This is a genomic window from Nonomuraea sp. 3-1Str, from assembly GCF_031570565.1.
Lineage (GTDB): Bacteria > Actinomycetota > Actinomycetes > Streptosporangiales > Streptosporangiaceae > Nonomuraea.
This window is the reverse complement of record NZ_JALHBK010000029.1, coordinates 37,752-61,688: the sequence shown is the minus strand read 5'-3', so window position 1 is coordinate 61,688 and position 23,937 is coordinate 37,752. Positions and strand designations below refer to the sequence as shown.

General features: G+C 69.0%; 28 protein-coding genes and 2 pseudogenes. 15 read left to right on the top strand and 15 right to left on the bottom strand.

Features of this window, described 5'->3' with window-relative positions; all coding sequences use genetic code 11:
- Positions 1-197 precede the first annotated feature (197 nt).
- From MTP10_RS33790 to MTP10_RS33780, 3 genes are all read left to right on the top strand, one after another.
- Positions 198-350: a hypothetical protein gene (locus MTP10_RS33790; protein ID WP_310714704.1), complete on the top strand. Its 153-nt coding sequence runs from the start codon at positions 198-200 to the stop codon at positions 348-350.
- Positions 351-503: 153 nt separating this feature from the next.
- Entirely contained in the window at positions 504-1,241 is a 738-nt protein-coding gene (locus tag MTP10_RS33785) for a DUF899 domain-containing protein (RefSeq protein WP_310714702.1), read from the top strand.
- Positions 1,242-1,276: 35 nt separating this feature from the next.
- The gene (locus MTP10_RS33780; protein WP_310714700.1) at positions 1,277-1,903 is read left to right on the top strand and encodes a DUF5134 domain-containing protein; all 627 of its coding nucleotides are present in this window, start codon (positions 1,277-1,279) and stop codon (positions 1,901-1,903) included.
- A 109-nt stretch (positions 1,904-2,012) separates the two neighbouring features.
- On the opposite strand, the gene MTP10_RS33775 is transcribed toward MTP10_RS33780, so the two are convergent.
- Positions 2,013-2,240, bottom strand: a complete 228-nt coding sequence (locus tag MTP10_RS33775) for a hypothetical protein (protein WP_310714698.1) — start codon at positions 2,238-2,240, stop codon at positions 2,013-2,015.
- Positions 2,241-2,478: 238 nt separating this feature from the next.
- On the opposite strand from MTP10_RS33775, the gene MTP10_RS33770 reads away from it, so the two are divergent.
- Positions 2,479-3,228 (top strand): SDR family oxidoreductase, encoded by a 750-nt coding sequence (locus MTP10_RS33770; protein WP_310714697.1) that lies wholly within the window; start codon positions 2,479-2,481, stop codon positions 3,226-3,228.
- Positions 3,229-3,243: 15 nt separating this feature from the next.
- Positions 3,244-4,404 carry an epoxide hydrolase gene (locus tag MTP10_RS33765; protein ID WP_310714695.1) on the top strand — a complete coding sequence of 387 codons (1,161 nt, stop codon included), beginning with the start codon at positions 3,244-3,246 and terminating at the stop codon, positions 4,402-4,404.
- A gap of 438 nt (positions 4,405-4,842) precedes the next feature.
- Here the strand turns inward: MTP10_RS33765 and MTP10_RS33760 are convergent, their stop codons facing one another.
- The 5 genes from MTP10_RS33760 to MTP10_RS33740 form a co-directional block, all read right to left on the bottom strand.
- A complete protein-coding gene (locus tag MTP10_RS33760; protein WP_310714693.1) occupies positions 4,843-5,439 on the bottom strand; it encodes a TIGR03086 family metal-binding protein in 597 nt (198 codons plus the stop codon).
- Positions 5,430-6,428, bottom strand: coding sequence for a sigma-70 family RNA polymerase sigma factor (locus MTP10_RS33755; RefSeq protein ID WP_310714692.1), 999 nt, complete (start codon positions 6,426-6,428; stop codon positions 5,430-5,432). The genes MTP10_RS33760 and MTP10_RS33755 overlap by 10 nt, the downstream gene beginning before the upstream one ends.
- 608 nt (positions 6,429-7,036) lie before the next feature.
- Positions 7,037-8,614 carry a hypothetical protein gene (locus tag MTP10_RS33750; protein WP_310714690.1) on the bottom strand — a complete coding sequence of 526 codons (1,578 nt, stop codon included), beginning with the start codon at positions 8,612-8,614 and terminating at the stop codon, positions 7,037-7,039.
- 189 nt (positions 8,615-8,803) lie between these two features.
- Positions 8,804-9,397 carry a hypothetical protein gene (locus MTP10_RS33745; RefSeq protein ID WP_310714688.1) on the bottom strand — a complete coding sequence of 198 codons (594 nt, stop codon included), beginning with the start codon at positions 9,395-9,397 and terminating at the stop codon, positions 8,804-8,806.
- 93 nt (positions 9,398-9,490) lie between these two features.
- Positions 9,491-9,916, bottom strand: coding sequence for a helix-turn-helix domain-containing protein (locus tag MTP10_RS33740; protein WP_310714686.1), 426 nt, complete (start codon positions 9,914-9,916; stop codon positions 9,491-9,493).
- Between the two features lie 117 nt (positions 9,917-10,033).
- On the opposite strand from MTP10_RS33740, the gene MTP10_RS33735 reads away from it, so the two are divergent.
- The gene (locus MTP10_RS33735) at positions 10,034-10,660 is read left to right on the top strand and encodes a lactate utilization protein (RefSeq protein ID WP_310714684.1); all 627 of its coding nucleotides are present in this window, start codon (positions 10,034-10,036) and stop codon (positions 10,658-10,660) included.
- A 126-nt stretch (positions 10,661-10,786) separates the two neighbouring features.
- On the opposite strand, the gene MTP10_RS33730 is transcribed toward MTP10_RS33735, so the two are convergent.
- A complete protein-coding gene (locus tag MTP10_RS33730; RefSeq protein ID WP_310714682.1) occupies positions 10,787-11,026 on the bottom strand; it encodes a hypothetical protein in 240 nt (79 codons plus the stop codon).
- Between the two features lie 208 nt (positions 11,027-11,234).
- Here MTP10_RS33730 and MTP10_RS33725 point away from each other — a divergent pair, with 208 nt between their 5' ends.
- Genes MTP10_RS33725 through MTP10_RS33715 form a run of 3 tightly spaced genes read left to right on the top strand, consistent with a single transcriptional unit; the run spans position 11,235 to position 14,845 of the window.
- Positions 11,235-12,113: an ABC transporter permease subunit gene (locus tag MTP10_RS33725; protein ID WP_310714681.1), complete on the top strand. Its 879-nt coding sequence runs from the start codon at positions 11,235-11,237 to the stop codon at positions 12,111-12,113.
- 31 nt (positions 12,114-12,144) lie between these two features.
- Positions 12,145-13,179, top strand: coding sequence for a glycine betaine ABC transporter substrate-binding protein (locus MTP10_RS33720; RefSeq protein WP_310714679.1), 1,035 nt, complete (start codon positions 12,145-12,147; stop codon positions 13,177-13,179).
- The gene (locus MTP10_RS33715) at positions 13,163-14,845 is read left to right on the top strand and encodes a TauD/TfdA family dioxygenase (RefSeq protein ID WP_310714678.1); all 1,683 of its coding nucleotides are present in this window, start codon (positions 13,163-13,165) and stop codon (positions 14,843-14,845) included. Before MTP10_RS33720 ends, MTP10_RS33715 begins: the two co-directional genes overlap by 17 nt.
- 180 nt (positions 14,846-15,025) lie before the next feature.
- Here MTP10_RS33715 and MTP10_RS33710 read toward each other — a convergent pair whose 3' ends face one another.
- The 3 genes and pseudogenes from MTP10_RS33710 to MTP10_RS33700 form a co-directional block, all read right to left on the bottom strand.
- Positions 15,026-16,129: an LLM class flavin-dependent oxidoreductase gene (locus MTP10_RS33710; protein WP_310714675.1), complete on the bottom strand. Its 1,104-nt coding sequence runs from the start codon at positions 16,127-16,129 to the stop codon at positions 15,026-15,028.
- Positions 16,130-16,251: 122 nt separating this feature from the next.
- Positions 16,252-16,461, bottom strand: a complete 210-nt coding sequence (locus tag MTP10_RS33705) for a hypothetical protein (RefSeq protein ID WP_310714798.1) — start codon at positions 16,459-16,461, stop codon at positions 16,252-16,254.
- A gap of 70 nt (positions 16,462-16,531) precedes the next feature.
- Positions 16,532-16,741, bottom strand: a pseudogene (locus MTP10_RS33700) (FAD-dependent oxidoreductase); the annotation flags it as partial.
- A gap of 82 nt (positions 16,742-16,823) precedes the next feature.
- Between MTP10_RS33700 and MTP10_RS42135 the strand changes: the two are divergent.
- Both MTP10_RS42135 and MTP10_RS33695 read left to right on the top strand, forming a co-directional pair.
- A complete protein-coding gene (locus MTP10_RS42135) occupies positions 16,824-16,904 on the top strand; it encodes a putative leader peptide (RefSeq protein ID WP_355451062.1) in 81 nt (26 codons plus the stop codon).
- 65 nt (positions 16,905-16,969) lie between these two features.
- Entirely contained in the window at positions 16,970-17,926 is a 957-nt protein-coding gene (locus tag MTP10_RS33695) for a TauD/TfdA family dioxygenase (RefSeq protein ID WP_310714673.1), read from the top strand.
- 111 nt (positions 17,927-18,037) lie between these two features.
- Here the strand turns inward: MTP10_RS33695 and MTP10_RS33690 are convergent.
- The 3 genes and pseudogenes from MTP10_RS33690 to MTP10_RS33680 form a co-directional block, all read right to left on the bottom strand.
- Positions 18,038-18,235 (bottom strand): annotated as a pseudogene (locus MTP10_RS33690) (F420-dependent methylene-tetrahydromethanopterin reductase); the annotation flags it as partial.
- A 72-nt stretch (positions 18,236-18,307) separates the two neighbouring features.
- Positions 18,308-18,676, bottom strand: coding sequence for an Mth938-like domain-containing protein (locus MTP10_RS33685; protein WP_310714671.1), 369 nt, complete (start codon positions 18,674-18,676; stop codon positions 18,308-18,310).
- Positions 18,677-19,090: 414 nt separating this feature from the next.
- The gene (locus MTP10_RS33680) at positions 19,091-19,798 is read right to left on the bottom strand and encodes an SDR family oxidoreductase (RefSeq protein ID WP_310714670.1); all 708 of its coding nucleotides are present in this window, start codon (positions 19,796-19,798) and stop codon (positions 19,091-19,093) included.
- Positions 19,799-19,856: 58 nt separating this feature from the next.
- On the opposite strand from MTP10_RS33680, the gene MTP10_RS33675 reads away from it, so the two are divergent.
- Positions 19,857-20,264, top strand: a complete 408-nt coding sequence (locus tag MTP10_RS33675) for a MerR family transcriptional regulator (RefSeq protein WP_310714668.1) — start codon at positions 19,857-19,859, stop codon at positions 20,262-20,264.
- 282 nt (positions 20,265-20,546) lie between these two features.
- On the opposite strand, the gene MTP10_RS33670 is transcribed toward MTP10_RS33675, so the two are convergent.
- On the bottom strand, positions 20,547-20,942 hold the full coding sequence (locus MTP10_RS33670; RefSeq protein ID WP_310714796.1) for a hypothetical protein: 396 nt from the start codon (positions 20,940-20,942) through the stop codon (positions 20,547-20,549).
- Here MTP10_RS33670 and MTP10_RS33665 point away from each other — a divergent pair.
- Positions 20,860-21,804: a GntR family transcriptional regulator gene (locus MTP10_RS33665; RefSeq protein ID WP_310714789.1), complete on the top strand. Its 945-nt coding sequence runs from the start codon at positions 20,860-20,862 to the stop codon at positions 21,802-21,804. The genes MTP10_RS33670 and MTP10_RS33665 overlap by 83 nt on opposite strands.
- Positions 21,805-21,813: 9 nt before the next feature.
- Here MTP10_RS33665 and MTP10_RS33660 read toward each other — a convergent pair whose 3' ends face one another.
- Positions 21,814-22,194, bottom strand: a complete 381-nt coding sequence (locus MTP10_RS33660; protein ID WP_310714667.1) for a hypothetical protein — start codon at positions 22,192-22,194, stop codon at positions 21,814-21,816.
- Positions 22,195-22,262: 68 nt separating this feature from the next.
- Between MTP10_RS33660 and MTP10_RS33655 the strand changes: the two genes are divergently transcribed.
- Entirely contained in the window at positions 22,263-22,412 is a 150-nt protein-coding gene (locus MTP10_RS33655) for a hypothetical protein (RefSeq protein WP_310714666.1), read from the top strand.
- 229 nt (positions 22,413-22,641) lie between these two features.
- On the top strand, positions 22,642-23,931 hold the full coding sequence (locus MTP10_RS33650) for an FAD-dependent monooxygenase (protein ID WP_310714665.1): 1,290 nt from the start codon (positions 22,642-22,644) through the stop codon (positions 23,929-23,931).
- The last annotated feature ends 6 nt before the right edge of the window (positions 23,932-23,937 follow it).

Sequence of the window (23,937 nt, the reverse complement as noted above, 5' to 3'; positions counted from 1 at the left end):
GCCGAGCATGCTGGTGCTGTGAGACAAGGGCTTTGACGGCAACGACTTCCTCGCTGCGGTGACGGGCACCGGAGCCCAGATCCTGGGCCGGCTGCGCAGCAACCGCCCCGCGCAGAGCCTGTCCCGCCGGGCGACGGCTCTCCTACCTGTCAACGATCGGCACGGTCAAAGCGCGGATCAACGACGCCCAGATCGCCGTGACCTGCGCCGACGGCACCGCCTTCACCGGAACGGTCGACAACCTCACCACCCACCGGCGCTTCGGGCTTGAGCCGACGACTTTCGCACAGTTCGCCCGCCACAACGCCGCCATGTTCCGCGGCGACGCCGAATACCGTGTCACCCCCTGAGCAGGGCCGCTGCCGCATCACCCGCATGCCCGCCCGAGATTGCTACGGACCCGGCGATGAATCCCGTCTCCCAACCAGGTCTATATACGTACACAGGCCAATCGGCCCGGCCGGTACGTACATTCCGAGCGATTCTTATGGCAAGGAGAACCCATGGATCTGCCGCAGATAGTTTCCCGCGAAGAATGGCTGGTGGCCCGCAAGAGGCTGCTGGAGAAGGAGAAAGAGTTCAGCCGGACGCAGGATGTCCTCAGCACCGAGCGCCGCGCGCTGCCGATGGTGGAAATCGACAAGGACTACATCTTCGAAGGCCCCCAGGGCAAAGTGCGCCTGATCGACATGTTCGAGGGCCGCGAACAGCTCATCGTCTACCACTTCATGTGGCTGCACGACATCGACCAGGGCTGCCACAGCTGCTCCTTCCACGTCGACAACGTTCCCGACCTGACCCACCTGCACGGTGCCGGGACCACCCTGGCGCTGATCTCCCGTGCGCCGCTGGCCAGCATCGAGCGACACAGGCAGCGCATGGGCTGGACCCTGCCGTGGTACTCCTCCTACGGCAACGACTTCAACTACGACTTCCACGTCTCCAACGACGAATCCCGCTTTCCCATTCAGTACAACTACATGGACAAGGCCACCCTGGAGGAGAAGGGCCTGCAGTTCTACACCCGCGACAACGGCGACGGACAGGGCATCAGCGTCTTCGTCCGCGACGGCGAGCGGGTGTTCAACACCTACTCCACCTACGGGCGCGGAGCCGACCCCATGCTGACCACCTACAACTATCTCGACCTGACACCCCTCGGCCGGCAGAGGCACGTCAGCCAGATGCCCTACCACGACGAGTACGGCCAGCCCGTGGACCACTCCCACCACCACCACTGAAGTCCCGGCGGCGTCCGGCCGCCCGACGGAGCAGCATGATCGACTCCCTTGCCCTCCGCTGGGCGCTCACCGTGATCCTCACCGCCGCCACATTGGGTTCGATATCCGGCGGGGGCCGCTCCCGTACCGGCAGGGCGCCGGGCACCACCACCTTGCGGATCTCCAGTGCCGCCCACGCCTTCATGGGCGTGGCGATGATCACCATGCTCTGGCCGGGGGGGACGGTGATGCCCGGCGGGCTTGAGGCCATCGTGTTCGCGGTGACGGCGGGCTGGTTCTTCAGGCTCGCCTCGGGCGTACGACCGCCGGGCTCCGCGCCGCGCTGGCCGGATCTGCATCACGCGCTCATGGCGGTGGCCATGATCTGGATGGCCCTCGCCATGCCCGTGGCGCTTCCGACCACGGGCATGGCAGGGCACCAGCACAGCCCGCACGGCGATACGTCCGCACCTATGGGCATGCCTGCCCTCCTCCTGATCGCAGGCGTCGTCCTTGCCGGGTATTTCCTGCTCGCGGTGGTGCTGTGGCTCTCGCACGCGGGACTGGGCCTGCACATCACGAGCGTTGCGGGCGCGCCCCGCCGTAGCCGCCGCGCCTTCGAGGCCGCGAGCCACGCCGTGTCGAGCGCGGTCATGAGTGTCATCGTCCTCGGAGCTCTATAACTCGCGGCTGTGGGCGGCTTTACGACGCAAGACCCTGTAATAGGGCACAGCGCTCGGAATCCGGCACCACTGGGCTCGACACCACCGCTGCGGGCAGCCGGCCAGTCTTCTACGTGTTCGCCGCGCCGACGGAGTTCATTCGCGAGTTCCTCGCGATCGATTTGGTGCCCTTCTTGATCGCCGTGGTGTCATGGGCGATGAGCACCGCATCGGGCCGCCCCGAATGCTCTATCACGTAGCCGCGGACCTCGTCGCGCAGCAGGTCTGCACCCCATTTCGCGCGGGCGAACAGGTGCTCGAACCGGTTGGCGTCCGGATGGCCGATGTGGCCCGACAACTGTCAGGAGTTCTTGCGACACCTCGCCGAGGAACGCCCGCACCTGGTCACCGAAGACGGTACGCGGCTCCTACGTTCCGTGTTCCCTGCGAATACCAAGGTCTACAAACGTAGTACCTGGGACCTGATTTACGACGCGCGCCGATGAGATGAATCCGCCGATGAATGCGGCTCGGAATCGAAGTCTTTATTCATGGCGCCTCCACCGCAGGAGGCACAGCCACAAGGAGCCGTTTCGATGTCAGTCCAAGATCTGTCCGGGACCACAGCGGTGGTCACCGGCGCAAGCCGCGGCTTCGGACGCGGGATCGCCACCGCGCTCGTCCACGCGGGGGCGCAGGTCGTAGCCGTCGCGCGGGACGGCGTCGCCCTGGAAGAGCTGCGCGGCAAACTGGGCGAGGCGATCATCCCGGTCGTCGCCGACGCCGCCGACCCCGCTCTCGCGGGGCAGCTGATCGACCAATACGTGCCGCACACCCTGGTGCTCAACGCGGGCGCGAGCCCGCTGATGCGGCCCATCCAGTCGCACACCTGGGAGACCTTCAGCCGCAACTGGGAGATGGATGCCAGGCAGGTGTTCAACTGGGTCCGCGAGGCGCTGCTCGGCCCGCTGGCGCCGGGCAGCACGGTCGTGTCGATGTCCAGCGGCGCGGCCGTCGGCGGCTCGCCGCTCAGCGGCGGCTACGCCCCGGCCAAGGCCGCGGTCCGTTTCATCTCCGCCTACGCGGCGGGCGAGTCGGCCCGACAGGGCCTCGGCATCCGCTTCGTCTCGGTGCTACCCAAGCTGACCCCGGCCACCAGCCTGGGCGAGGCCGGCGTGGCCGCCTACGCGGCTCAGCAGGGCGTGGACGTGGCGACCTTCCTGCGCGCCCTGGGACCTGCGCTCACCCCGGAGCGGGTGGGCGAGGAGCTGACCGCGCTGGCCGCCGATCTCGGCATGGACGGCCTGGCCTACCTGCTCACCGCCGACGGCCTCGACAAGCTCTGATCAAGGAATGATGACATGAAGTCTTTTCGCATTGACATTCCCCAGGCGCAGCTCAACGACCTGCGCCGCCGGTTGGGCGACACCCGCTGGCCCAGTGAGGTGCCCGGAGTCGGGTGGAGCCGGGGCGTGCCGCTGGACTACCTGAAGGACCTGGCGGAGTACTGGCGCACCGAGTTCGACTGGCGGGCCGCCGAGGCCAGGCTGAACCAGTATCCGCAGTTCATCACCGAGATCGACGGAACGAGCGTGCACTTTCTGCATGTGCGCTCACCCGAACTGGAGGCCACACCGCTCATCCTCACACACGGCTGGCCCGGCTCGGTCTCGCAGTTCCTGGAGGTCATCGGCCCGCTGACCGACCCTGTCGCTCATGGTGGCGACCCCGCCGACGCCTTCCACGTGGTCGTCCCCTCGATTCCCGGGTTCGGCTTCTCTGGGCCTACGCGGGAGCCCGGCTGGAGCCTCGGGCGGGTCGCGGGCGCGTGGAAGCAGTTGATGGCCAGGCTCGGCTACGAACGGTACATCGCGCAGGGCGGCGACTTCGGGGCCGTCATCTCGCAGATTTTGGGCGGGATCGATGGCGAGCATGTGGCGGGCGTGCATCTGAACTTCCTGCCTGCGGCGGGGGCCGGGAGCCCCGAGCAGATGGCGGCGCTCGGTGAGGCCGACAGAGAGAGGTTCGGCCGGATGATGCGGTTCGTGGGTGATCAGTCGGGTTCGATGAAGCTGCAGTCGACGCGGCCGCAGACGGTGTCGTACGGACTGACCGACTCACCGGTCGGGCAGCTTGCCTGGATCATCGAGAAGTTCAAGGAGTGGACGGACTCCGACAAGGTGCCCGAGGACGCCGTCAGCCGGGAGAATCTGCTCACCAACGTCAGCATCTACTGGCTGACCGCGACCGCGAGCTCGGCCGCCCAGATGTACTACGAGGACGCGGCCCTGCTCCCGACCGCGCCCACCCCGCCGCCCCCGCCCGCGCCGCTGGCGACGCCCCTGGCGGTGGCGGTCTTCCCGCACGAGATCATCCTGCCCATCCGCGCCATCGCCGACCAGCTCTTCCCGAACATCGTTCAGTGGACGGAGTTCGAGCACGGCGGCCATTTCGCCGCCCTTGAGCAGCCGGGTCTCCTCGTGGAGGACATCCGGTCCTTCGCGAGGAGGCTGAAGGGCTGACGCTTTCCCGCCTGGCCCGCCTGCTGATCGTCGCAGGCGGGCTTTCCGGATGCGAGCTCGGTTTCTGCTGGCGCGGGTGGCTGCGCAGCGTGATCGGAGACGCTGGTTGGCCGGTTGCGGAAGCCCTACGCGCAGCGGGCTTCGAGACGTGGTCGGCGCACCAGGCGTTTAAGGCGTGCAAGGCGTGCAGGCGGTGACTGATCTGCGAGCGGACCGGGTCGGTGCGGGCCAGGGCGAGCAGCCGGCGCAGTTTCTCCTTGGCGTGCCAGCCGGCCAGGATGTGCCGCCCACAGGTGCCGATCCTGGTCAGGTCGCGTTCCAGGACGGTCCGCTGCTCGTCGGTGAGGTCTTCGGCGGCCGAGGACTTCGACGGCGTAGGCGCGTAGTTCACGCATCGCCACCGGCCAGGAGACCCGATGGTCGCCGGCCAGGCTGTCTCTATGCCCCCGGGCTGCGTCCGAGGAAGGCGACGAGGCGATCGCTGGGGCTGGCCAGTGGCGGCACCGGTACGGGCGCGGCGAACATCGGGTGCCGCATGCCGTCGTGGACCACGAGCGGGGACAGCGTCAGCAGGTCGATGGCCAGCGCCGCCGGAATCGGCCGTTGTCTGCCACAGGCCATGGAGACGTCCCATCCGTGCACCGCGATCTCGACGGCGCTGATGATGGCCATGAGCTCGGCCGCCATCGGATGCCCGGCTATGGCGACCAGGTGACCGTCATGTTCGGCCGCGGTCCAGGCCCGCATGAGCCGTCGCGTACCGTCCTGGAAGGTCGCCACCAGGGCCGCTGCCGAATCACCGTCCGCGTGCCCGTACCCGTCCTCAGCCTCATCCGGGAACAGGCCGACGGAGCCGGAGTCGATCCCCTGCCCGAGCACCTCGATCGAATCGTTGACGTGCCGCAGCAGCGCGTGCAGATCCCAGTCCGCGCAGGGCGTCGGACGAGGCAGGGAACCCGTCGTGACTGCTTTCACGCTCTCCAGGCCGTAACAAACGGCCCGTTCCAGCAGGTCAGCCGACCCGGTCAGCGCCATGAGCCGACCGGCGTACGGGCGGAGCCGAGGCTTGAGGGCAGCTCGAAGGCGGCGAACAGGCCCGGATCGTTGAACGAGACGATCCGCGAAATCCCGGTCCCGGTGACGGTGAGCACCTGCACCGCATGCGCATGATGAACGCCGTCGTCCCCGCGCAGGTACGCCGCCAACGCGGGCCGCCCGTTGGCTGTGATGGCGACCATCCGGGCCACGCCGGGCCCGGCGAAGACGTGCGCGGCGATGAAGCGCCCGACGGCCTCACGGCCGGCGAACCAGGTCCGGTACGGAGGCATCTCCAAGGCGATGTCCTCGCGCAGCAGTCGCAGCAGCGCGGCGATGTCGGCGTTCTCGAAGGCCGTCATGTACTGGTCGAGCAGGGCCCGGTGGCCTGGCTCGTCGGGCTCGGCGAGCTCCTCCTCGGCGGGAGCGACCCGTTCGAGGTGAGCCCGCGCGCGTTGCAGCGCGCTGTTGACCGCGGCCGGAGTCGTCTCAAGCAGGTCGGCGACCTCGACCGCCCGCCAGGCCAGCACGTCACGCAGGATCAGCACCACCCGCTGCTTGGCGGGCAGGTGCTGCAGGGCGGCGATCAGCGCGAGCCGTACGCTGCCCCGCAACGCGACGATCGCGGCCGGGTCGGTCGTCGCCGGGTCGTCGGCCGGACCGGGCAGGGGCTGCATCCAATCGGTTCCCGGCGGCGCGAGCAGCACAGGCCGATCCGGGTCGTCGCTCGCCGCGCCGAGCCCGGACGGCAGCAGGCGGCGGCTGCGGTGCTCCAACGCGGTCAGACACACGCTCGTGGCGATCCGGTAGAGCCAGAAACGCAACGAGCAACGTCCTTCGAAATTGCCGTACGCGCGCCATGCCCGCAGGTAGGTCTCCTGCACCAGATCCTCGGCATCATGGATCGAGCCGAGCATGCGGTAGCAGTGGACCAGCAACTCCTGCCGGAACGGGTCGGTCAGCCGAGTGAACTCATCGGTCTCCGGCATCACCGCCCCCTCTCCGCGGCCGATGCCACACCGATGGTCCCCCTGCCTGCGCCCCGCTCACCTGAACGGATCTCCTCCGCCATCACCGCTCCCCCGCATTTCTGCACAACCGAGCCCATGAGATAAAGACCCCGCCGATGACGGAAATTCATCGCCATCACCACCCAGGTCATGACTCTGCGAGGGCTTCGCATGGCGGCGCGAGCTATGGCCACTCAGGAGACGGAACCAATTGCGGCAGGATGGTCGGCCGCGCGCCTTCGCCTGGCCTACCTCACCATCGCCAACACTTCCGCCGCGTTGCGGTTGCTGCCCATGAGTGATCGGGACAAGGATGTCGAGATTCGCGCCCGAGGACCGGGCCTTCCTCTCCGCTCTCCTGGCCTCGCTGCCCCGCGAGGTTCTGTGCCGACTGCGGCTTCTCGTCCAACCGGACACCGTTCTAACCTTCACGCGGCCACCGCCTATGCCGCCGACCACGGCCAGCCCGACGGTCGCGGTGCCCATGAGAGCCGCCAGCACTGATAAGGCTGTTGCCGCATTTCTCTTCGAGAGCACCGCAGACCTTATGTCTCAGCCTCAGAGGTTACGCCGGGCGGCGTCGCGGGTCAGTCGTTCGGCTTTTCGACGGTGACGATTTGGCTGGCGTCCGCTGGTCCGGTCCGGGCGTCGCCAGCCCACCGTACGGTGTAGGTGTACTCCCCCGCTTCCGGCGTGTCGGTGAACCAGTACGACCCGAAGTCGCCGATCCACGCCCGCCACTCGGCGGCGTCGCCACCGTCGGCGTTGCGAATGCGCTGGACGGTGATCCAGACTCTCCTCGGCGGAGTGGTGCCATCGGCCTGCGACGTTCCGCTGAAGACCAGTGTCGTGCCAGCGACCGCGTTGGTCGGCCCCGTCAGCGTGAGCCCGGCCTTGTATCTGACCGCCGTGGTGACCGAAGCCTTGCTCCAGCGGTGCTCACCGTCACCCTTCCAGAGCACGGTGTAGGTGGTCTGCCCGCCGGTCGGGGGCGTGTCGTTGAGGGTGAAGGTTCCGTCCGCGGCGGTCGTCACGCCGGGCAGTTCCGCAGCGGTGCCGTCGGGCAGCTTGCGGGTCACGACGAGGGGCTGCACGCCCGGGGCCGTTTCGTCGGCGAACGTCAGTCGCCCCGTCATGGTGAGCGGTTGTTGGGCTGTCCCGCCGGGCTCCGCCGTCAACGTCAGCGTGCTCGCCGGCAGGGTCACGTCGTGGAGCCGCCACAGGTAGAGGTGGCCGGTGTCCGACTTCACCAGGCTGTAGACGTCCCGGCCGGCGTACGCGGCGCTTCCGCTCACCATTTCGCCTTGTGGGGGGTTCGTGGCGTAGACCGTGGTGCCCGAGGCCCTGTCGTACAGCGTCATCCCGACGCCCCCCGTGCGTCCGCCCGCGATGTAGGTGCCGTCCGGGCTGACGGCGACGGAGCGCGGGTATCCCTCGGCCTCGGGCCCCTTCTCGTAGTCGCGCACCTTGGCCAAGGTGGTGGCGTCCCACATGGTGAAGGCGTCCGGGAGGGCGAATGCCGAGATGATGTGCGAGCCGTCCGGGGTGACCACGATGTCTTCCAGCCCGTAGTTGCTGTAGGTGTGTCCGTCGATCTCGCCGCGCAGGACGGGAGCGGCCCCGCTCACGTCGTAGACGAACAGGTCGGCCGGGCTGCCCGTGAATTCGCCGACCACCAGCGTGTCTCCAGCTGCCGCGATGTACGGGGACGACTTGAGCAGGGAGGTGTCGGCCACTGCCGGCTGGGACGTCGGTGCGGACAGATCGAAGCCGAGGACGCCGGTGGCGTCGCAGCCGTAGCCGATCCACAGCCGTTCGCCGGTGAGTGCCAGACTGAAGGGGCATCCGTAGGCGGCGAGGTCGATGCGGCGTGTGATCTCCCGCGTAGCGGTGTCGATCTCGGCCACTTCCTTGGAGCCCTGCAGCGCCGCGTACACGCGGGTGCCGTCGGCCGTCATGGCCAGGCCGGAGGCGCCGGACACGCCGGTGATGGTCCCCTGGACCTCGCCGGCGGTGTCGGCGACAACGATGCGATTGTCGATGGACACGGCTATCTTGTCGCCTCCGACCACCAGGTCGCCGCCATAGGCGAAGGCCCCGAGGTCGGTCATGGAATCCTCGGCCGAGGCCGTGGGGGCCAGGGTGACGAGGAGACCGGCGGTCAAGGCCAGAACGCCACCGAGCGCGGCCGGCCATGATGCGGTGGACCTGCGACGTATCGCGGGTAAGAGGCGCACGTGGATCTCCGCTCATGAGAGGTGAAGAAGACGAAACGCCCTGATCAAGCCAGATGGGGACATCTCAGGTCAATATCGACGATCAGTAGTCACCAATGATCATCGACGCGATGTCAGTCACCTACGGTGATCGCGGCAGGTCGAGAGTCTGGTAAGTGGCATCAAATCGTGACCACGGGTGGGTGGGACTGCGGTGGGCAGGCGCTTCGACTGCGCGCGGGAGTGCCGGATGAGTGAGCGCGCGTCACTGCCGCATCGTGTGATGATCACCTCTGAAGAGGCGGGCGGCCAGCTGTTGTTCTGGTGGTATCGCGGCTTGACCGTCGCTCCTACGATGGCGCCTATAGAGCGCGCGGGGGTGGCGGAGGTCCTGCGGCAGGCCTCGCAGTGGCAGCTTGCGGAGGAGCGCTGGGGCCAGATCGACAGGGGGGGGATCAGGACCAGGCTGGGTGACCCGCCGTGGTGGGCGGCACCCGGATGGGCGGCGAGCAGCCGTTGGACGCCTGTGCCGAGCAGCCGCTCGCGCTGCTTGGAGTCCTCATAGGTGGTGCGGTAGCGGCCTCTGCGATCATCGTGCCAGTCAGCCCGTGGTGGCAGCGTCAGGTCGTCCTCCCGCCGCCAGGTGGCCGCCGGCCACTCCGCACCGCGCCGCGCGTCCTCCAGGTACGCCTCTTGCCCGGTGGCGGCGGCCAGATCCAGCAAGAACAGCACGACCCCGGCCGCTCCCGAGTTCAGGGACCGGGGCACGAGCGCTCATGGGGCGAATCTCGGCCAAGCTCATGGCCGGGACTATGGCACTTCCGATTATTTTAGTAGGTTTCGTTGGAACCCGTCAGGCGCGCGCCGGGCATCGTAGCGGCCGCGGGCACCCTCGATGTCGTCGTGGTGCTCAACGGCCCAGTCGATCAGTCCCCAGACCCGCTCGAGCAACGTGCGGCCGAGCGGCGTCAGTTCGTAGTCGACGCGGGGCGGCACTTCGGCGTACACGCTGCGGGTGACCAGCCCGTCGCGTTCGAGCACGCGCAGAGTGGCGGTCAGCATGCGCTGGCTGATGCCGGGAACGGTGCGCCTGAGCTCGTTGAAGCGGCGCGGGCCGGCTCCGAGCTCGTTGACGACCGCCAGGGTCCACTTGTCCCCCACACGGTTCAGGACGTCGCGTACCTGGCAGGTCGTCTCGTCACGCGCCTTGAGCACGGAGCTCGCGCCGCTGGCGGGTCCGTCGGCGTTCATGGGTTCCCTCCGCTTCACTGAGGCAGGAAAAAGTGCCTACTTCCGGTAGGGATTCAGCGTTACTCAGAATGGTGCCAGTTACCAGTCGGAACCATCTCTCATCTCAGGGGATACATCATGTCCGTGCAAACTGTCGTGCCCGACGAGACGTTCGCCGCCCCCGCGCCCGCCGAGCAACTGGACCGCGCGACCGCCGCGTTGCGCGACAACGGCTTCATCGTGCACGTCGTGGACAGCGCCGCCGAGGCCCGCGAGCTCGTCACCGGGCTGATCCCCGGCGGCGAGAGCGTCTTCACCGCCTCCAGCGAGACGCTCCGGCTGTCCGGCATCGCCGCCGACCTCGACGAGTCGGGCCGGTTCGCCTCCGTCCGGTCCGGGGCCGATGACCCCAAGGGCGACGTGCAGGCGGTCGTCCGCCTCGGCGCCACGGCCGAGTACGTCGTGGGCAGCGTGCACGCGGTGACGGAGGAGGGCCACCTGGTCATCGCCTCGGCCAGCGGCAGCCAGCTCGCGCCGTACGCGTCGGGAGCGCGCAAGGTCGTCTGGGTGGCCGGCGCCCAGAAGGTGGTGCCGGACCTGGAGACGGCGCTGCGGCGGGTCCGCTCGTACAGCTTGCCGCGCGAGCACCGGCGCCTCCAGGAGTTCGGGCAGTCGTCCTTCATCGGCAAGATCCTCATCGTCGAGCGCGAGGCCCTGCCGGAGCGGGCCACGGTCGTGCTGGTGCGTGAGCCGATCGGCTTCTGAGCGGGTGCACCGGGACGCCGCTCTCGCCCGGCTGCTGGGCCCTGGGGTCGTGTTCGGCGCGCACGTCCACCTCGAGCGCGTCCAGGGGCACCTCCAGCTCGGCCGCCTTGATGAGGAAGATGTGGGTCACGCAGCTCCCGAGCACGCCGGCCTGCAGTTGGGCGAGGCGGTGCCGAGGTCGTAGCCGGCGACGTCGGGGCCGCTGTCACTGATGAGCTGGCGGCCCCTGATCCTGATGCGCCGGATTCCGCTGCGGCCCTCCGCGGTGACGTGGGCGTGCAGCGGTACCGGCCCGGACGCGGGGGCCGCGCGGCGGGCCATCAGCGCGGTGCGCTTGTGCGACAGGTATTCGCGAAGGGTGGTCATGATCACCTCAGGGTCATGTGGCCGAGCGGGGTGCCGAGCACGGCGCCGTCTCGGGCCCCGGTGAGACGTCGAGCCGGACGCCGAGGGCGGCCAGGTCGCAATGACCTCGCTGCTCTCGTAGTCGTTGACGATCCACAGCTCGCGGTATAACCCATAAAACTAGTAGGAAATGTTGACTTTAGCGAGGTGCCGCCGTAGCTTCGTGGTCATGAGCCCGTCTGAGACGGTGGCCTCGTCCACCTCGACGGCCGCCCCCTCGACCGCCGTTCCCGACGGCGGACCGGAGTCCGCCACCCGGCGACGGCGACCGGCGACACGCAGGATCGTGGTGCGCGTGCTCGCCGCGGCCGCACTCCTCGGCTTGTGGCAGCTCGCCGCGACCGCGGCGGCCAACCCCTCCTTCATCCCCTCCCCCGGCGCCGTGTGGGAGCAGCTCCTGCGGTTGTCCACGACGCACGACGGCATCCGCGGCTACAGCGGCAGCCTGCTCGTCGAGCACCTCGGGATCAGCCTGCGGCGCATCCTCATCGGATCCGCGATCGGCGTGGCAGGCGGGCTCGTCGTGGGCGTCGTGCTCGGCACCGTGCCGTGGATCCGCGTCGTGGCCGAGCCGGTGGTCACGTTCGTGCGGGCGCTACCACCGCTGGCGTACTTCAGCCTGCTCATCATCTGGTTCGGCATCGACGAGACGCCCAAGCTGTGGCTGCTGGCGATCGCGGCGCTACCGCCGGCGGCGGTGGCCACCGCCGCCGCGGTGCACGGCGCGCCGTCCGACCTGGTCGAGGCCGCCAGGGCGCTGGGCGCCAGGCGGCGCGACGTCATCCGGGACGTGGTGCTGCCCAACGCCCTGCCGGAGATCTTCACCGGCGTGCGCCTGGCCGTCGGCATCGCGTACTCGTCCGTGGTCGCCGCCGAGACGGTCAACGGCGTGCCCGGCATCGGCGGCATGGTGCGGGACGCCCAGCGTTACCTGCAGACCGACGTCGTGGTGCTGGGACTGCTGGCCATCGGCCTGTCGGGCCTGCTCATCGACGGCCTTTTGCGGGTCGCGGAGAAACGGCTCATCCCCTGGCGGGGCCGCTCGTGACCCGCCGCACGTCCCTCATGAGGAAGCCGCCATGCGTCTGAGATTCCTGCTGTCCTTCGTGCTGATCACGGTCCTGGCCGCCTGCGGTGACGGCACCGCGTCCCGGGGAGGCGGTGACGACGCGGCGGCCAACCGCATCCGCCTCGCCTACCAGGCGTTCCCCAGCGGCGACCTCATCGTCAAGAACAAGAGGTGGCTGGAGGAGGCGCTGCCCGGCTACCGGATCCAGTGGACGAAGTTCGACTCCGGCGCCAGCATCAACACCGCCTTCGTGGCCGGCAGCGTGGACATAGCCGCGATCGGCTCCAGCCCCGTGGCCCGCGGACTGTCGGCCCCGCTGAACATCCCGTACCAGGTGGCGTTCGTGCTCGACGTGGCCGGCGACAACGAGGCCCTGGTCGTCAGGAACGACAGCGGCGTGTCGGCGATCGAGGGCCTGCGCGGCAAGAAGGTCGCCACGTCGTTCGCCTCGACCTCCCACTACAGCCTGCTGGCCGCGCTCGACCGGGCGGGGGTGCGCGAGTCGGAGCTGACCATCGTCGACCTCGAACCGCAGGACATCCTCGCCTCCTGGACGCGCGGCGACATCGACGCCGCCTACACCTGGCTGCCCACCCTGAAGGAGCTGGAGAAGGACGGCAAGGTCCTGGTCACCAGCCGGGAGCTGGCCACGGCCGGCAAGCCCACGCTGGACCTCGGGGTGGTGTCCACCACGTTCCTCAAGGCGCACCCGGACGCGGTGGACGCCTGGCGCAAGGCCGAGGCGAGGGCTCTACAGCTCATCACCGACAACCGCGCCGAGGCCGCCGCGGCCGTCGCCGCCGAGCTCAACCTGACCAAGGAGGACGCCGGGGATCAGCTCACCCAGGGCGTCTTCCTCAAGCCCGCCGACCTGGCCTCCGCCGCATGGCTCGGCACGCCGGAGCGGCCGGGCGCGCTGGCCGAGAACCTCGTCAGCGCCGCGCAGTTCCTCAAGGACCTGCAGAAGATCGAAGCCGTCCCCGAGCTGGCGACCGTGCGGAACGCCATCTACAACAAGGGCCTGCCCGATGTCCTCACCCCTTGAGCTCGGTACGGAAACCGCCGTCCACGTGGAGGAGGTCGTGCACGTGTACGGGACGGGTGCGGACGCCGTGACGGCGCTCGGCCCGATCTCGCTGGACGTCCCCCGGGGCTCGTTCCTCGTGATCGTCGGGGCGTCCGGCTCCGGCAAGAGCACGCTGCTGCGCCTGATCGCCGGCTTCGAGCGGCCCACCGCCGGCGTCGTCCGCACCGCCGGAGCTCTGCCGGTGCCCGGCGCCGGCGCCGGGATCGTGTTCCAGCAGCCCCGGCTGTTCCCTTGGAAGAGCGTGGGCGGCAACGTCGGGCTCGCGCTGCGCTACGCCGGCGTCCCCCGCGAGGAACGCGCCCGCCGGGTGCCGGAGCTCCTGGAACGGGTCGGCCTGCACGACGTGGCCCACCGCCGGACCTGGCAGCTCTCCGGTGGTCAGCAACAGCGCGTGGCCATCGCCAGGGCGCTGGCGGGCGACAATCCGCTGCTGCTGCTCGACGAGCCGTTCGCGGCCCTGGACGCGCTCACCCGCGAGCGGCTGCAGGAGGACCTGCGCCGGGTCAGTGAGCAGACGGGCCGCACCTCCGTGTTCGTCACCCACAGCGTCGAAGAGGCGGTCTTCCTCGGCAGCCGCGTCGTCGTGCTCACCAGCAGGCCCGGCCAGATCGCCCTCGACCTCGACGTCCCTCTGCCCCGCACCGGCCTGGAGCCCGACGAGCTCCGCCCCTCCCCGAGTACACGGCCCTGCGTGCCACCGTCAGTCATGCCGTACGCGACGCCGCCGGATGACCACCACAGAACAGGAGCGCACATGTCCACACCCCTGGCCGCCAAGCTCACCCTGCGCCCGCTCGGACCGCACTTCGGCGCTCAGATAGAAGGGCTCGACCTGGCGACCGCCGCCGACGAGGAGCTGGCCGCGGTACGAGCCGCGCTCGTCCAGCGGAAGGTGCTCTTCTTCTCCGGGCAGACCCTCGACGAGGACGGACAGGTCACCCTGGGCCGCCGCCTCGGCGAGCTGACCGCATCCCACCCCGTCGTCGGCGGCGTGGACGAGGCGCACCCGGAGATCTACGCGCTCGACAGCGCCGACAACGGCTTCGCCGACGTCTGGCACACCGACGTCACCTTCATGCCCCGCCCACCGCTCGGCTCGATCCTGCGTGCCGTGATCCTGCCTCCCACCGGCGGGGACACGAGCTGGGCCGACAGCCAGCTCGCCTACGACTCCCTTGCCGCGCCCGTACGGGAACTGGCCGACCAGCTCACCGCGGTGCACGACGGCAACCGGGAGTTCGGCTACTACCTGGCCCAGCGGCGCGGCGGCAAGGGCAGCGTCTGGGACGGCGAGGTCGTCACCCGGCTGGACCCGGTGGAGCACCCCGTCGTACGCGTCCACCCCGAGACCGGACGCAAGGGCCTGTTCGTCAACCCCGGCTTCACCTCGCACGTCGTCGGCGTCTCCGAGGCTGAGAGCCGTCACATCCTCGACCTGCTCTACGCTCACCTGACCAAGCCGGAGCACATCATCCGCCACCGCTGGAGCCTCGGCGACGTGGCCATGTGGGACAACCGCAGCACATCCCACTACGCCAACCGCGACTACGGCACCGCCCACCGGGTCATGCACCGCATCACTCTGCGCGGCGACCGCCCGTTGGGGCCATCGTCCCCCCGCTGAAGGGAACGGCCCATCCCCTGCCTGCCGGAGGCGGTGGACGGGCTGGGCCATCTCGGCGAGCGCCGAGCCCGGCGCGACGAAGTCCTCCAGGTCGTCGTAGGGGAAGCGGTTACGCGCCGCGGCCGGTTGCCGCCGGAACCGCTCGAACGCCGACCGGAGCCGCCGATATGGGGCGCGCGGTCATGGCGCGACCCGGCTCAGCGGTGCCCGCTGCCGCTCCCGTTCGGCGACCCCCTCACGGACCAGCGGGATCACATGCCGCCCGAAGTCGATGACGTCGTCCAGGATGTCGTAGCCACGGGCCGAGAGGATCTCGACGCCCAGGTCGTAGTAGTCCAGCAGGGCCTCGGCGACGGTCTCGGGGGTGCCGACGAGCGCCGTCGAGTTGCCCGCACCCTGCGTGGCCGCGGCGGTCGGCGTCCACAACGCTCGGTCGTGCCGTTCCCCCTTGGCCGCGATCTCGAGCAGCCGCTGCGAGCCGGCGTTCTGCGGCGGGCCGGACAACCGGCGCCGGTTCGCCCCCACCCTGTGCAGATCCCCCAGGATGCGCCGGGCCTTCTCCCAGGCCAGCTCCTCGGTCGGCGCTATGATCGGCCGGAACGCCACCTGGAACTTGGGCACGTCACTTCGCCCCGCTCGCAACGCCGCCTGCTTCACCGAGGCGATCTGCTGTGCTGTCTCGGCCAGCGGCTCCCCCCACAGGCAGTAGATGTCGGCCTCCGCCCCGCCCGCCGCGTAGGCGGCCTCCGACGATCCACCGAAGGACACCCTGGGCCGCGGCTGCTGCAGCGGGAACACGTCCGAGACGAAATCCCTGAACGAGTAGTGCTCGCCCTCGTGGTCGAACGGCTCCCTCGACGTCCAGCCCTTCTTGACGATCTGGATGTACTCCCTGGTCCGGGAGTAACGCTCGTCCTTGGTCAGGACGTCGCCCTCCCTGCCCTGCTCGTGGTCGTTACCGCCGGTGATGAAGTGCACCGTCAGCCGCCCGTCGCTGATCTGGTCGAGGGTGGCGAAGGTCTTGAGCGCGTACGTCGGGTAGGACACGTTCGGCCGGTGCGCCAGCAGGATCTGCAGGTCTTCGACCCTGGTCGCCACGTAGGCGGCCACCTGCGCCGGATCGGGGGAGCCCGAGCCGTAGGCGAACAGCACCCGATTCCAGCCGTACTCCTGGTGGGCGCGCGCGAGCCGCAGCGTGTACTGCTTGTCGAAGGAGGAACCCGAGCGCGGAGAGGTCTCCGAGCCGTCATTGGTCCCGCCGATGCCGAGAAACTCCACAGGCATGAGCCGAAACCTTTCCGAGGTTCGTCAGCGAATGGTCTTGTCGTGCGTGGCCGGGAAGGCGGCACTCAGACCAAGGACACAGCCGTACGGCTGCCGCCGGCTACGGCGTGGACGCCGCCGCGTCACGAGATGATCACCTGCGACGCCGCGGGCAGCACCGGCCCGATCGGCCGCCGCGCGCCCGGGGTGCGCCCGTACCCCCAGCCGATCTGCGCGCGGTAACCGCCCAGCAATCCCCGCTCGGCCAGTTCCGTCGCATCGGGCGGCTCCGGGAGCGGGTGCGCGACCGGCGCCACGTAGAGGGCGTCCACCGGGCAGTACGCCTCGCACATGAAGCACGCCTGGCAGTCGCCCTGCCGCGCAGCAGCTCCGGTCGGCGAGGTAGCCGCCCAGGGCCTCCCTGGAGGCCATCGCCTCCTCGCGCGCCGCAGGGTCGGGATCGACGTACCACACGCCGGTGCCGGCGGCGGCCGTGGCACCGCTCGTGCCGAGATAGCCCTTGTCCACCAGGACGACGTCGGCACCCGCCTCGGCGGCCTTGATCGCGGCCCGCGCGCCCGCGGGCCCGCCGCCCGCGACCAGGACGTCGGCCGTGACATCGAGATCGGTCATGCCACGAAGCTAAGAGCAGGGATGTCTAAAGTCAACATTTCCTACTTGACATACATGAATTTCTGCATGCACGATCTGGTTTGTGAAGAGCAGCGAGCTTCTGGTGGCTCGCCTCCACGTCGATCTCAGACGGCAGGCGAGCGCGCTCTGTGCCATGCGGTGACCTCCGGGTCCCGCCATCCCCGTTTCCGCTCGAACACCCGTCAAAGCTTCAGGGAGCACTTCACCATGTCATCCTCGTCCATCCTCGCCATCAAACGCGTCGCCGGGCACATCGGCGCCGAGATCGCCGGCGTCGACCTCGCCCACCCCCTCGACCCCACCACGGTCGAGGAGATCCGCCAGGCCCTGCTCGCCCACAAGGTGGTCTTCTTCCGCGGACAGAACCTCGACCACGCCGCCCAGATCGCCTTCGCCCGCCAGTTCGGCGAGCTCACCCACGCCCACCCGCACGAGGACGCCCCGCCGGAGGAGTTCCCGCAGATCCTCACCATCGACCCGCGCCGCTACGAGGAACGGTACGGCGCGAACTACCGCGAGCTGTACCGCAAGCGGCAGTACTCCTACTACTCCGGCTGGCACACCGACGTCACCGCCGCCGTCAACCCGCCCGCCGCCTCGATCCTGCGCGCCGAGACCGTCCCCGAGTTCGGCGGCGACACCCAGTGGACCAACCTGGTCGCCGCCTACGAGGGCCTGTCGGCGCCACTACGCGACTTCGTGGACGGCCTGCGCGCCGAGCACCGCTTCCTCGCCGGCCACCAGACCACCGACGAGGACGGCAAACTGGTCAAGCGGATCAACGACAACCTGCTGGTCTCCGTGCATCCGGTGGTGCGGGTGCATCCCGACACCGGTGAGCGGGCGCTGTTCGTCAACCCGGGCTTCACCGACCACATCGTCGGCCTCTCGGCTCTGGAGAGCCGTCGCGTCCTGGAGTTGCTGTACGAGCAGATCACCCGTCCCGAGTACACCGTCCGCTTCCGCTGGCAGCCGGGTAGCGTCGCCTTCTGGGACAACCGGGCCACCGCTCACCTCGCCCCGTCCGACCTCGACCACCTCGATGTGCAGCGCACCCTGCACCGGGTCACCCTGATCGGTGACCGCCCCGTCGGCCCCGACGGGTTCGTCTCCGAAATCGTCGCCGGCCGCGAGTTCAGGGCCGAGGCCCTCGTCGTCGCCTGACGACCCGAGATCGTGCGGGCGGGGTTGGGGGTCTCCGCCCGCACCGCGGCGTGCGCGACATTCCGAGCGTCACCATGTTCCAACTGCCGGCAGCGCCCCAGCCCTGGTCCATCACCCAAGCGGCTCCTCGGCGTCGCCCAGCGCGAACGTCGCGCCGGGCATGATCTTCAACTGGTGCGGCTCGCGACCATACCTGGCCAGGCGGCGCTTGACGTCGGCGTAGAAGCGCTTGCCATCCTCCAGCCCGCCGTGCGGTGTGACGATCACATCGGCGTTGGCGGCGGCGAACTCGCGGCCCTCGTCGGAGTCGCCCGCCTGATGAAGGAGTCAGCGAGCCATTCCACGTATGTTCCGGACCTTGTGGAGGGGGAATGCCGCTGATCAACAAGTGGAGTGGATCAACCCGCCCACGGGGGTGGTCTCCGCCAGAGCGTTGTAACGCTCGACGGCGGCCGTCGTCTCCTCCACATAGATCTCGACGCCTTTCTCCATCAAGAGGTCCAGCGTCTCGGGGCAGGTCTGAAGGACCAGCCGCATGCCACGGGAGAGAACGATCGCTTGGCTGCCGTTGTGGAGGAGTTCTTGGACGTCTGCAGGCTGGATGCCGGGAGTGTGCCGTGTGCCGGTCTCGTTCCAGTCCCAGGGCCGTCCACCACCGGGGTAGAGCTTGAAGTCCTTGCCTTCGCCCAGACCCTCGACCACCGTATGGCCCCAGGAGATCTGTGTGATCAGCGGTGATCGACGCTCCATACGGCGAGACTACTTGTCGCCATGTCGCAGGCATAAGCCTGGCCCCGCCTGATCGTCTCGTCGCCGTCGTCCCACCCGTCAGGGAAGCGGGCCAAGGGCGGGAGGCGAAGGTGGAGCTCCCCACTGGAAGAACGACCTTCACCTCTGGCCCCTGGTCTGCTCGGCTCGTCCCGGGCGACGGTGGCGGGAAGAGCAGGCTTCCACCTCAGCCACTGTTCTCCTGGCCCGGTGGCGATCATTCCGAACCCTGAGGCTCCCCGCCGGAGGCATATGTGAGATAACCCCAGAGTTCGTTGAGTGGTCGGGCGTGGCCATAGCCGCAGGACCTGGGCTTACTTCCTGGGTCCCTGGTTCTTTCGACATCGCGCCTGTACGGTCACGGCCGCGGGCGCCGTGACCTACAGGCGCAGCATGTCAGACCGTGAGGGCGGCCGCCGCTTCACGGTAGATGACATTCGGGTCCTCGGACAGCCATGCCTTCACCTGACGGCTCCAGTCGTCGGCGAGCACCTCAGGCCGGTGTGCCTCAAGGCCGTCGAGGGCCGCCGCGACGATCGCCTCGGGGGCGCTCTTGTCGCCGTTGTACCAGGCCATCATGTCGGTGTCCGCAGCGCCCAGGTGCAGGCCCGTCACCAGCGTGCGCTGGTGGGCCAACTCCAAGCGCACGCTGTTGGTGAGCGCCCACTCGGCGGCCTTCGCCGCGTGGTACGCGCCCGCGCCGTCGAAGGCGAGCCACGAGATCGCGGACAGAACGTTGAGGATCGCGCCGTCGGCCAGCTGGGGCGCGAAGGCACGGATAACATTGAGGGTGCCATAGAAGTGGGTGTCCATCTCGCGGCGAATCGTGTCCAGGTCCCCGGTGACCAGATTCGCCCCGGTAGAGATTCCCGCGTTGTTGATGACGATCTTGACTTCAGGTGCCGCTGCCGCTGCGGCGGCGACCGATGCCGGATCCGTGATGTCGAGGCGCAGCGGGACGACCCCGGGTACGTCGATGAGCTCCGGGCGGCGGGCGGTGGCGTACACCTTGCCTGCGCCGCGGTCGAGGAGAGACTGGACGAATTGCCGTCCCAGGCCCCGGTTGGCTCCGGTCACCAGCACATGTGCTCCGTTGATCTGCATGCGGCTAGGCTAAAACCTGACGTTGACGTCAGAGGCAAGTCTTGTGGTGGAGGTCACGGTGCGCATCGGCGAGTTGGCGGCAAGGTCGGGCGTCAGCCCGCGGGCCCTGCGCTACTACGAAGAGCAGGGACTGTTGGACGCATACCGGAGCGACTCCGGGCAGCGCCACTACCCCGAGTCGGCGGCCGACCGTGTCCAGCTGATCCAGATGCTTTACGCGGCCGGCCTGTCCAGCCGGACCATCGCCGAACTGCTGCCCTGCTGCGAGGCCAAGGTCAGTACTCCGCAGTCGCGTGCCCGGCTCGCCGCCGAGCGCGATCGCATCGATGCCCAGATCGCCGCGTTGACCCGTACCCGTGACCGCCTGGACGCGGTCATCCGGGTCTCCGGAAGCCCGGACAGCGGCTGCACGTGGATCGCGGACCAGGACGTCGCCGCGGAGGCGGGTCTCTCCGCGACGCCGTGATCGCCATAGCCAGGTCGGACTCGATGCCAAGACCGCGGTCCGTTACACAGAGAACGCCCGAGCACTCCTGACGACCGCCGCAGAGCAACAAGATCCCGCCGGTTCCCGCGAACCCAAGGCTCCGAATCACTCATGAAGCGTGCAGACCCATGGGTTTATCGTGAAGACCCTTCGGTTCGCACGAACTTTGGGACTTCAAGGGGCCCCGGTAACAATCGCCGAATTCCAATGCCGCAGGTAGGAGTCTGGCGGACTGCCATAAGTCCCAGGCATGTCGGGTCGCTATCGTCCCTGCTGCGCCAGTAGGGCATGCTCCTCGGTTGGGGAGAAACCATTCCACAGGGATGGCTCGCCGCGCTCGCGGTCCCAGGCCAAGACGTCGGCCGCCGTCACCTCTAGCGGGGTCGCGGGCATGCCCGCCATTGACGAGCGCCCCGGCGCGTTCAACGCGGTGGGTCCTGCTGAGCCGCCCACGCTCGGAGCACTCATCGAGACCTGTGCGCTCGTGGCGGGCACTGAAGTCGAGATCGTGCCGGTGTCACCCGACGTGGTGCCAAGCAACTGCACCACCAGGCGCGCCAAGTCGCGCGAGTCGATGATCTGCACCGGCTGTTCGGGGTCTGCCGGCAGCGCCACCGGCCCGCCGTGCGAGGCCCGTCGAACCCAGTACGTGAACATGTCCGATGGGTCGTGTGGCCCGGCCACCTTTCCCGGCCGCTCGCGTTCACCGAAGTGGCGTGGACAGGCGGCGTCGGCCAGGATACGCTCGAGCTTGGTAAAACAACCTGTCGGGTGTTGGACGGTCAGAATGTCGCTAGAGTCCGTGCCGCCGAAGTATGCGCAGCTTGTGCAGGCCCTTCAACGGCGTATCGAGGCGGGAACCTACCCGCCCGGCTCCATGCTCCCCAGTGAGCACCAGCTCATCCAGGAGTTCGGCGTCTCCCGGCCCACCGTCGTGGCGGCGCTTCGGGTGCTGCGCGAGCAGGGCTGGATCGAGTCCCAGCAGGGCAAGGGCCGCTTCGTGCGCGGCCGTCCCGCGATGGCGTCGGTGGAGTCCAACCGCACAGGTCAGGCGTACCTGACCAGTCCGGAGACGGACGCTCCCGGTGAGCTGGTCGAGGCCGGCGCCATGGCGCTCCCCAACCGGGTGGCGGTGCTGCTGGATGCGCAGCCCAAGAGCAAGGCGTTCCTGCGCCGGCGACTGGTCACCCGTGAGGGCGAGCCGAGTGAGCTGGTCTCACTGTGGCTGCCCCTGGAACTGTCCGAAGGCACCGACCTGACCAGCGGCGAGGCGTTGCCGCAGGGCATCCGGCAGCATCTCCAGTCACGCAAGGGCGTCCGCTTCGATCACATCGTGGAGCAGATCACCGCGCGCATGCCCACCGCCCTGGAGGGCAAGCAGCTCGGCATGCCGAAGAACGTGCCACTGCTGGCCGTCTTCGGGGCTGTCCGTGATGCTTCGGGTCGCCCGCTGGTCGTGGTGGAGGTGTTGCTTCCGGCCGACCGTCACGAACTGGAGGACGCCTACCCAGTGGCGTGATGGTCCTCTCTATGTGCAGCGCCAGTCCCAGTCGCTGCCATGCCTGTCGTGGACCTCGACAATCACCCGGCGGCCTGCCGCGTCTCCTGAGCCTTCGAAGGACAAGGAGATCGTCGCGTTCTCCTCGGCTCCTTTGATGGTGGCCTTGCGGTAGTACTTCCGGATCTCCTCCTGCGTACGTTTGGTCTGCAGAACGATCCTGATCCGGTAGTCGCAGTAGTCACCGTTGCCTCCGAAGAGGGTCCGCCCGAAGTCCGTCTCACGCTGGTCGGAAAGCTCGCTGGTCTCTGGCGGGAGCGGATAGGTCACTACCCGCTCCAGCAGAGCATCCAGGCGGTCGTTGTCACGCCAGACGGGCGGCATGACGAACGCGAGCACCAGGACGAGCACGCCGATGAGGGGTAGGACTAAGCATCCCCACGTCCACCGCGTCATGATCGTGACCATAGGGCACAGTCGTGGAGGCCCGCGACAAGCAGACCGGTGAGCTGGTCTGGCAGCTCGCGGTCATGGACGGTGACCCGACCCTCAAGCCCGCCCAGGAGACCGTCGCGGTCAAGATCCTCAGCCCGGTGCAGCCGGTCCCGCCCATGCCGGGGCTGATGTGAGCGTCATCGGAGTTGGCGTTTCTCATCAATGTCTGCCGAGGCCGAGGCGATCATGACCATGCCCGTCGCACGCACATGCCGAGTTCAGGGTGTTCGCGGGAGCGTGGACGCGATTCCGGTCGTGCCGATGAGTTTTGTGCGGATCCGTGGTCGATACGGCTGGACACACTGACAGCGGTGGGCCTGTGCTGGGAACGTCCAGCGCGGGAGGAAGCACATGGAGGTAGTGATGAGCGTCGACGACTCCAAGCAGGAGCACACCATCCGGGCTGGCGAGCAGGGGTCGCGGGTGAGCGGTCCCAGGGTGTTGGTGGCGGGGGCGAGCATCGCGGGACCCGCGCTGGCCCACTGGCTGCGCCGGCGGGGGGCCGAGGTGACCGTGGTGGAGCGGGCTCCTGAGCTGCGTCCCGGCGGGCAGGCGGTGGACGCGCGCGGGGTCGCCAAGGAGGTCATCCGGCGTATGGGGCTGGACGCGGCGGTGCGCGCGGCGTGCACCGACACCGCCGGCGCGCACACCGTGGACGCGGACGGCAAAGTGCTGGAGACCTTCCGTGCCGACGACGACGGTGGCGACGGGTTCATCGCGGACATCGAGATCCTGCGCGGGGACCTGTCCCAAGTGCTTTACGACGACACCCGCGACGGCGTCGAGTACGTCTTCGGCGACCGGATCGCGGGGCTCGCCCAGGACGCGGACGGGGTCGACGTGGACTTCGCGGGCGGCGACCGGCGGCGCTTCGACCTGGTGGTCGGGGCCGACGGGTTGCACTCGGCGCTGCGAGCGATGGTCTTCGGGCCGCATGAGCGATTCCTCCGCCACCTCGGGCACGTGCTGGCCTTCTACAGTGTGCCCAACGAGTTCGGGCTGGACCGCTGGCTGTTCGAGCACCAGGACCAGGAGTCCGGGCGCTCTGCCCTCCTGCGGCCCATCCAGGACGCCACCCGGGCGATGGCCATGTTCTCCTTCGCCTCGGCCGACTTCGACGTCGACTACCGTGACGTCGCGGCCCAGAAGGTCCTGCTGCGTGAGCGGATGGCGGGCCTGGGCTGGTTGGCCCCGGACATCCTGGCGCACCTGGACGACACCCCGGACTTCTACCTCGATCAGGTCGCCCAGGTGGTGATGGACCGCTGGTCGAGTGGACGGGTGGGGCTGCTCGGGGACGCGGCGTTCAGCTCCTCGCCGATGTCGGGGCAGGGCACCGGGCTGGCGCTGGTCGGCGCCTACCTGCTGGCCGGAGAGCTGGCCGCCGCCGGCTGGGACCCCGACGCCGGGTTCGCCCGCTACGAGGCGCGGATGCGCTCGTTCGTCGAGGCCAACCAGGAGATCGGCCGGTTGAACGCGCGCAGCCGCGGCGTCCCCGGGCCTGAGGCCGAGCCGCTCCCCGATTTCGCCGGCGAATGGTTCACCGAGCTGGTCGGGCGCGCGATCAACGGCGTCGAGCTGCCCGACTACGCGGGGGTGCCGGACTCCGCGGCCCCGGCCGGATCGCCGATCACCTCGTCGGCCAAGCCGTAGGTGTCA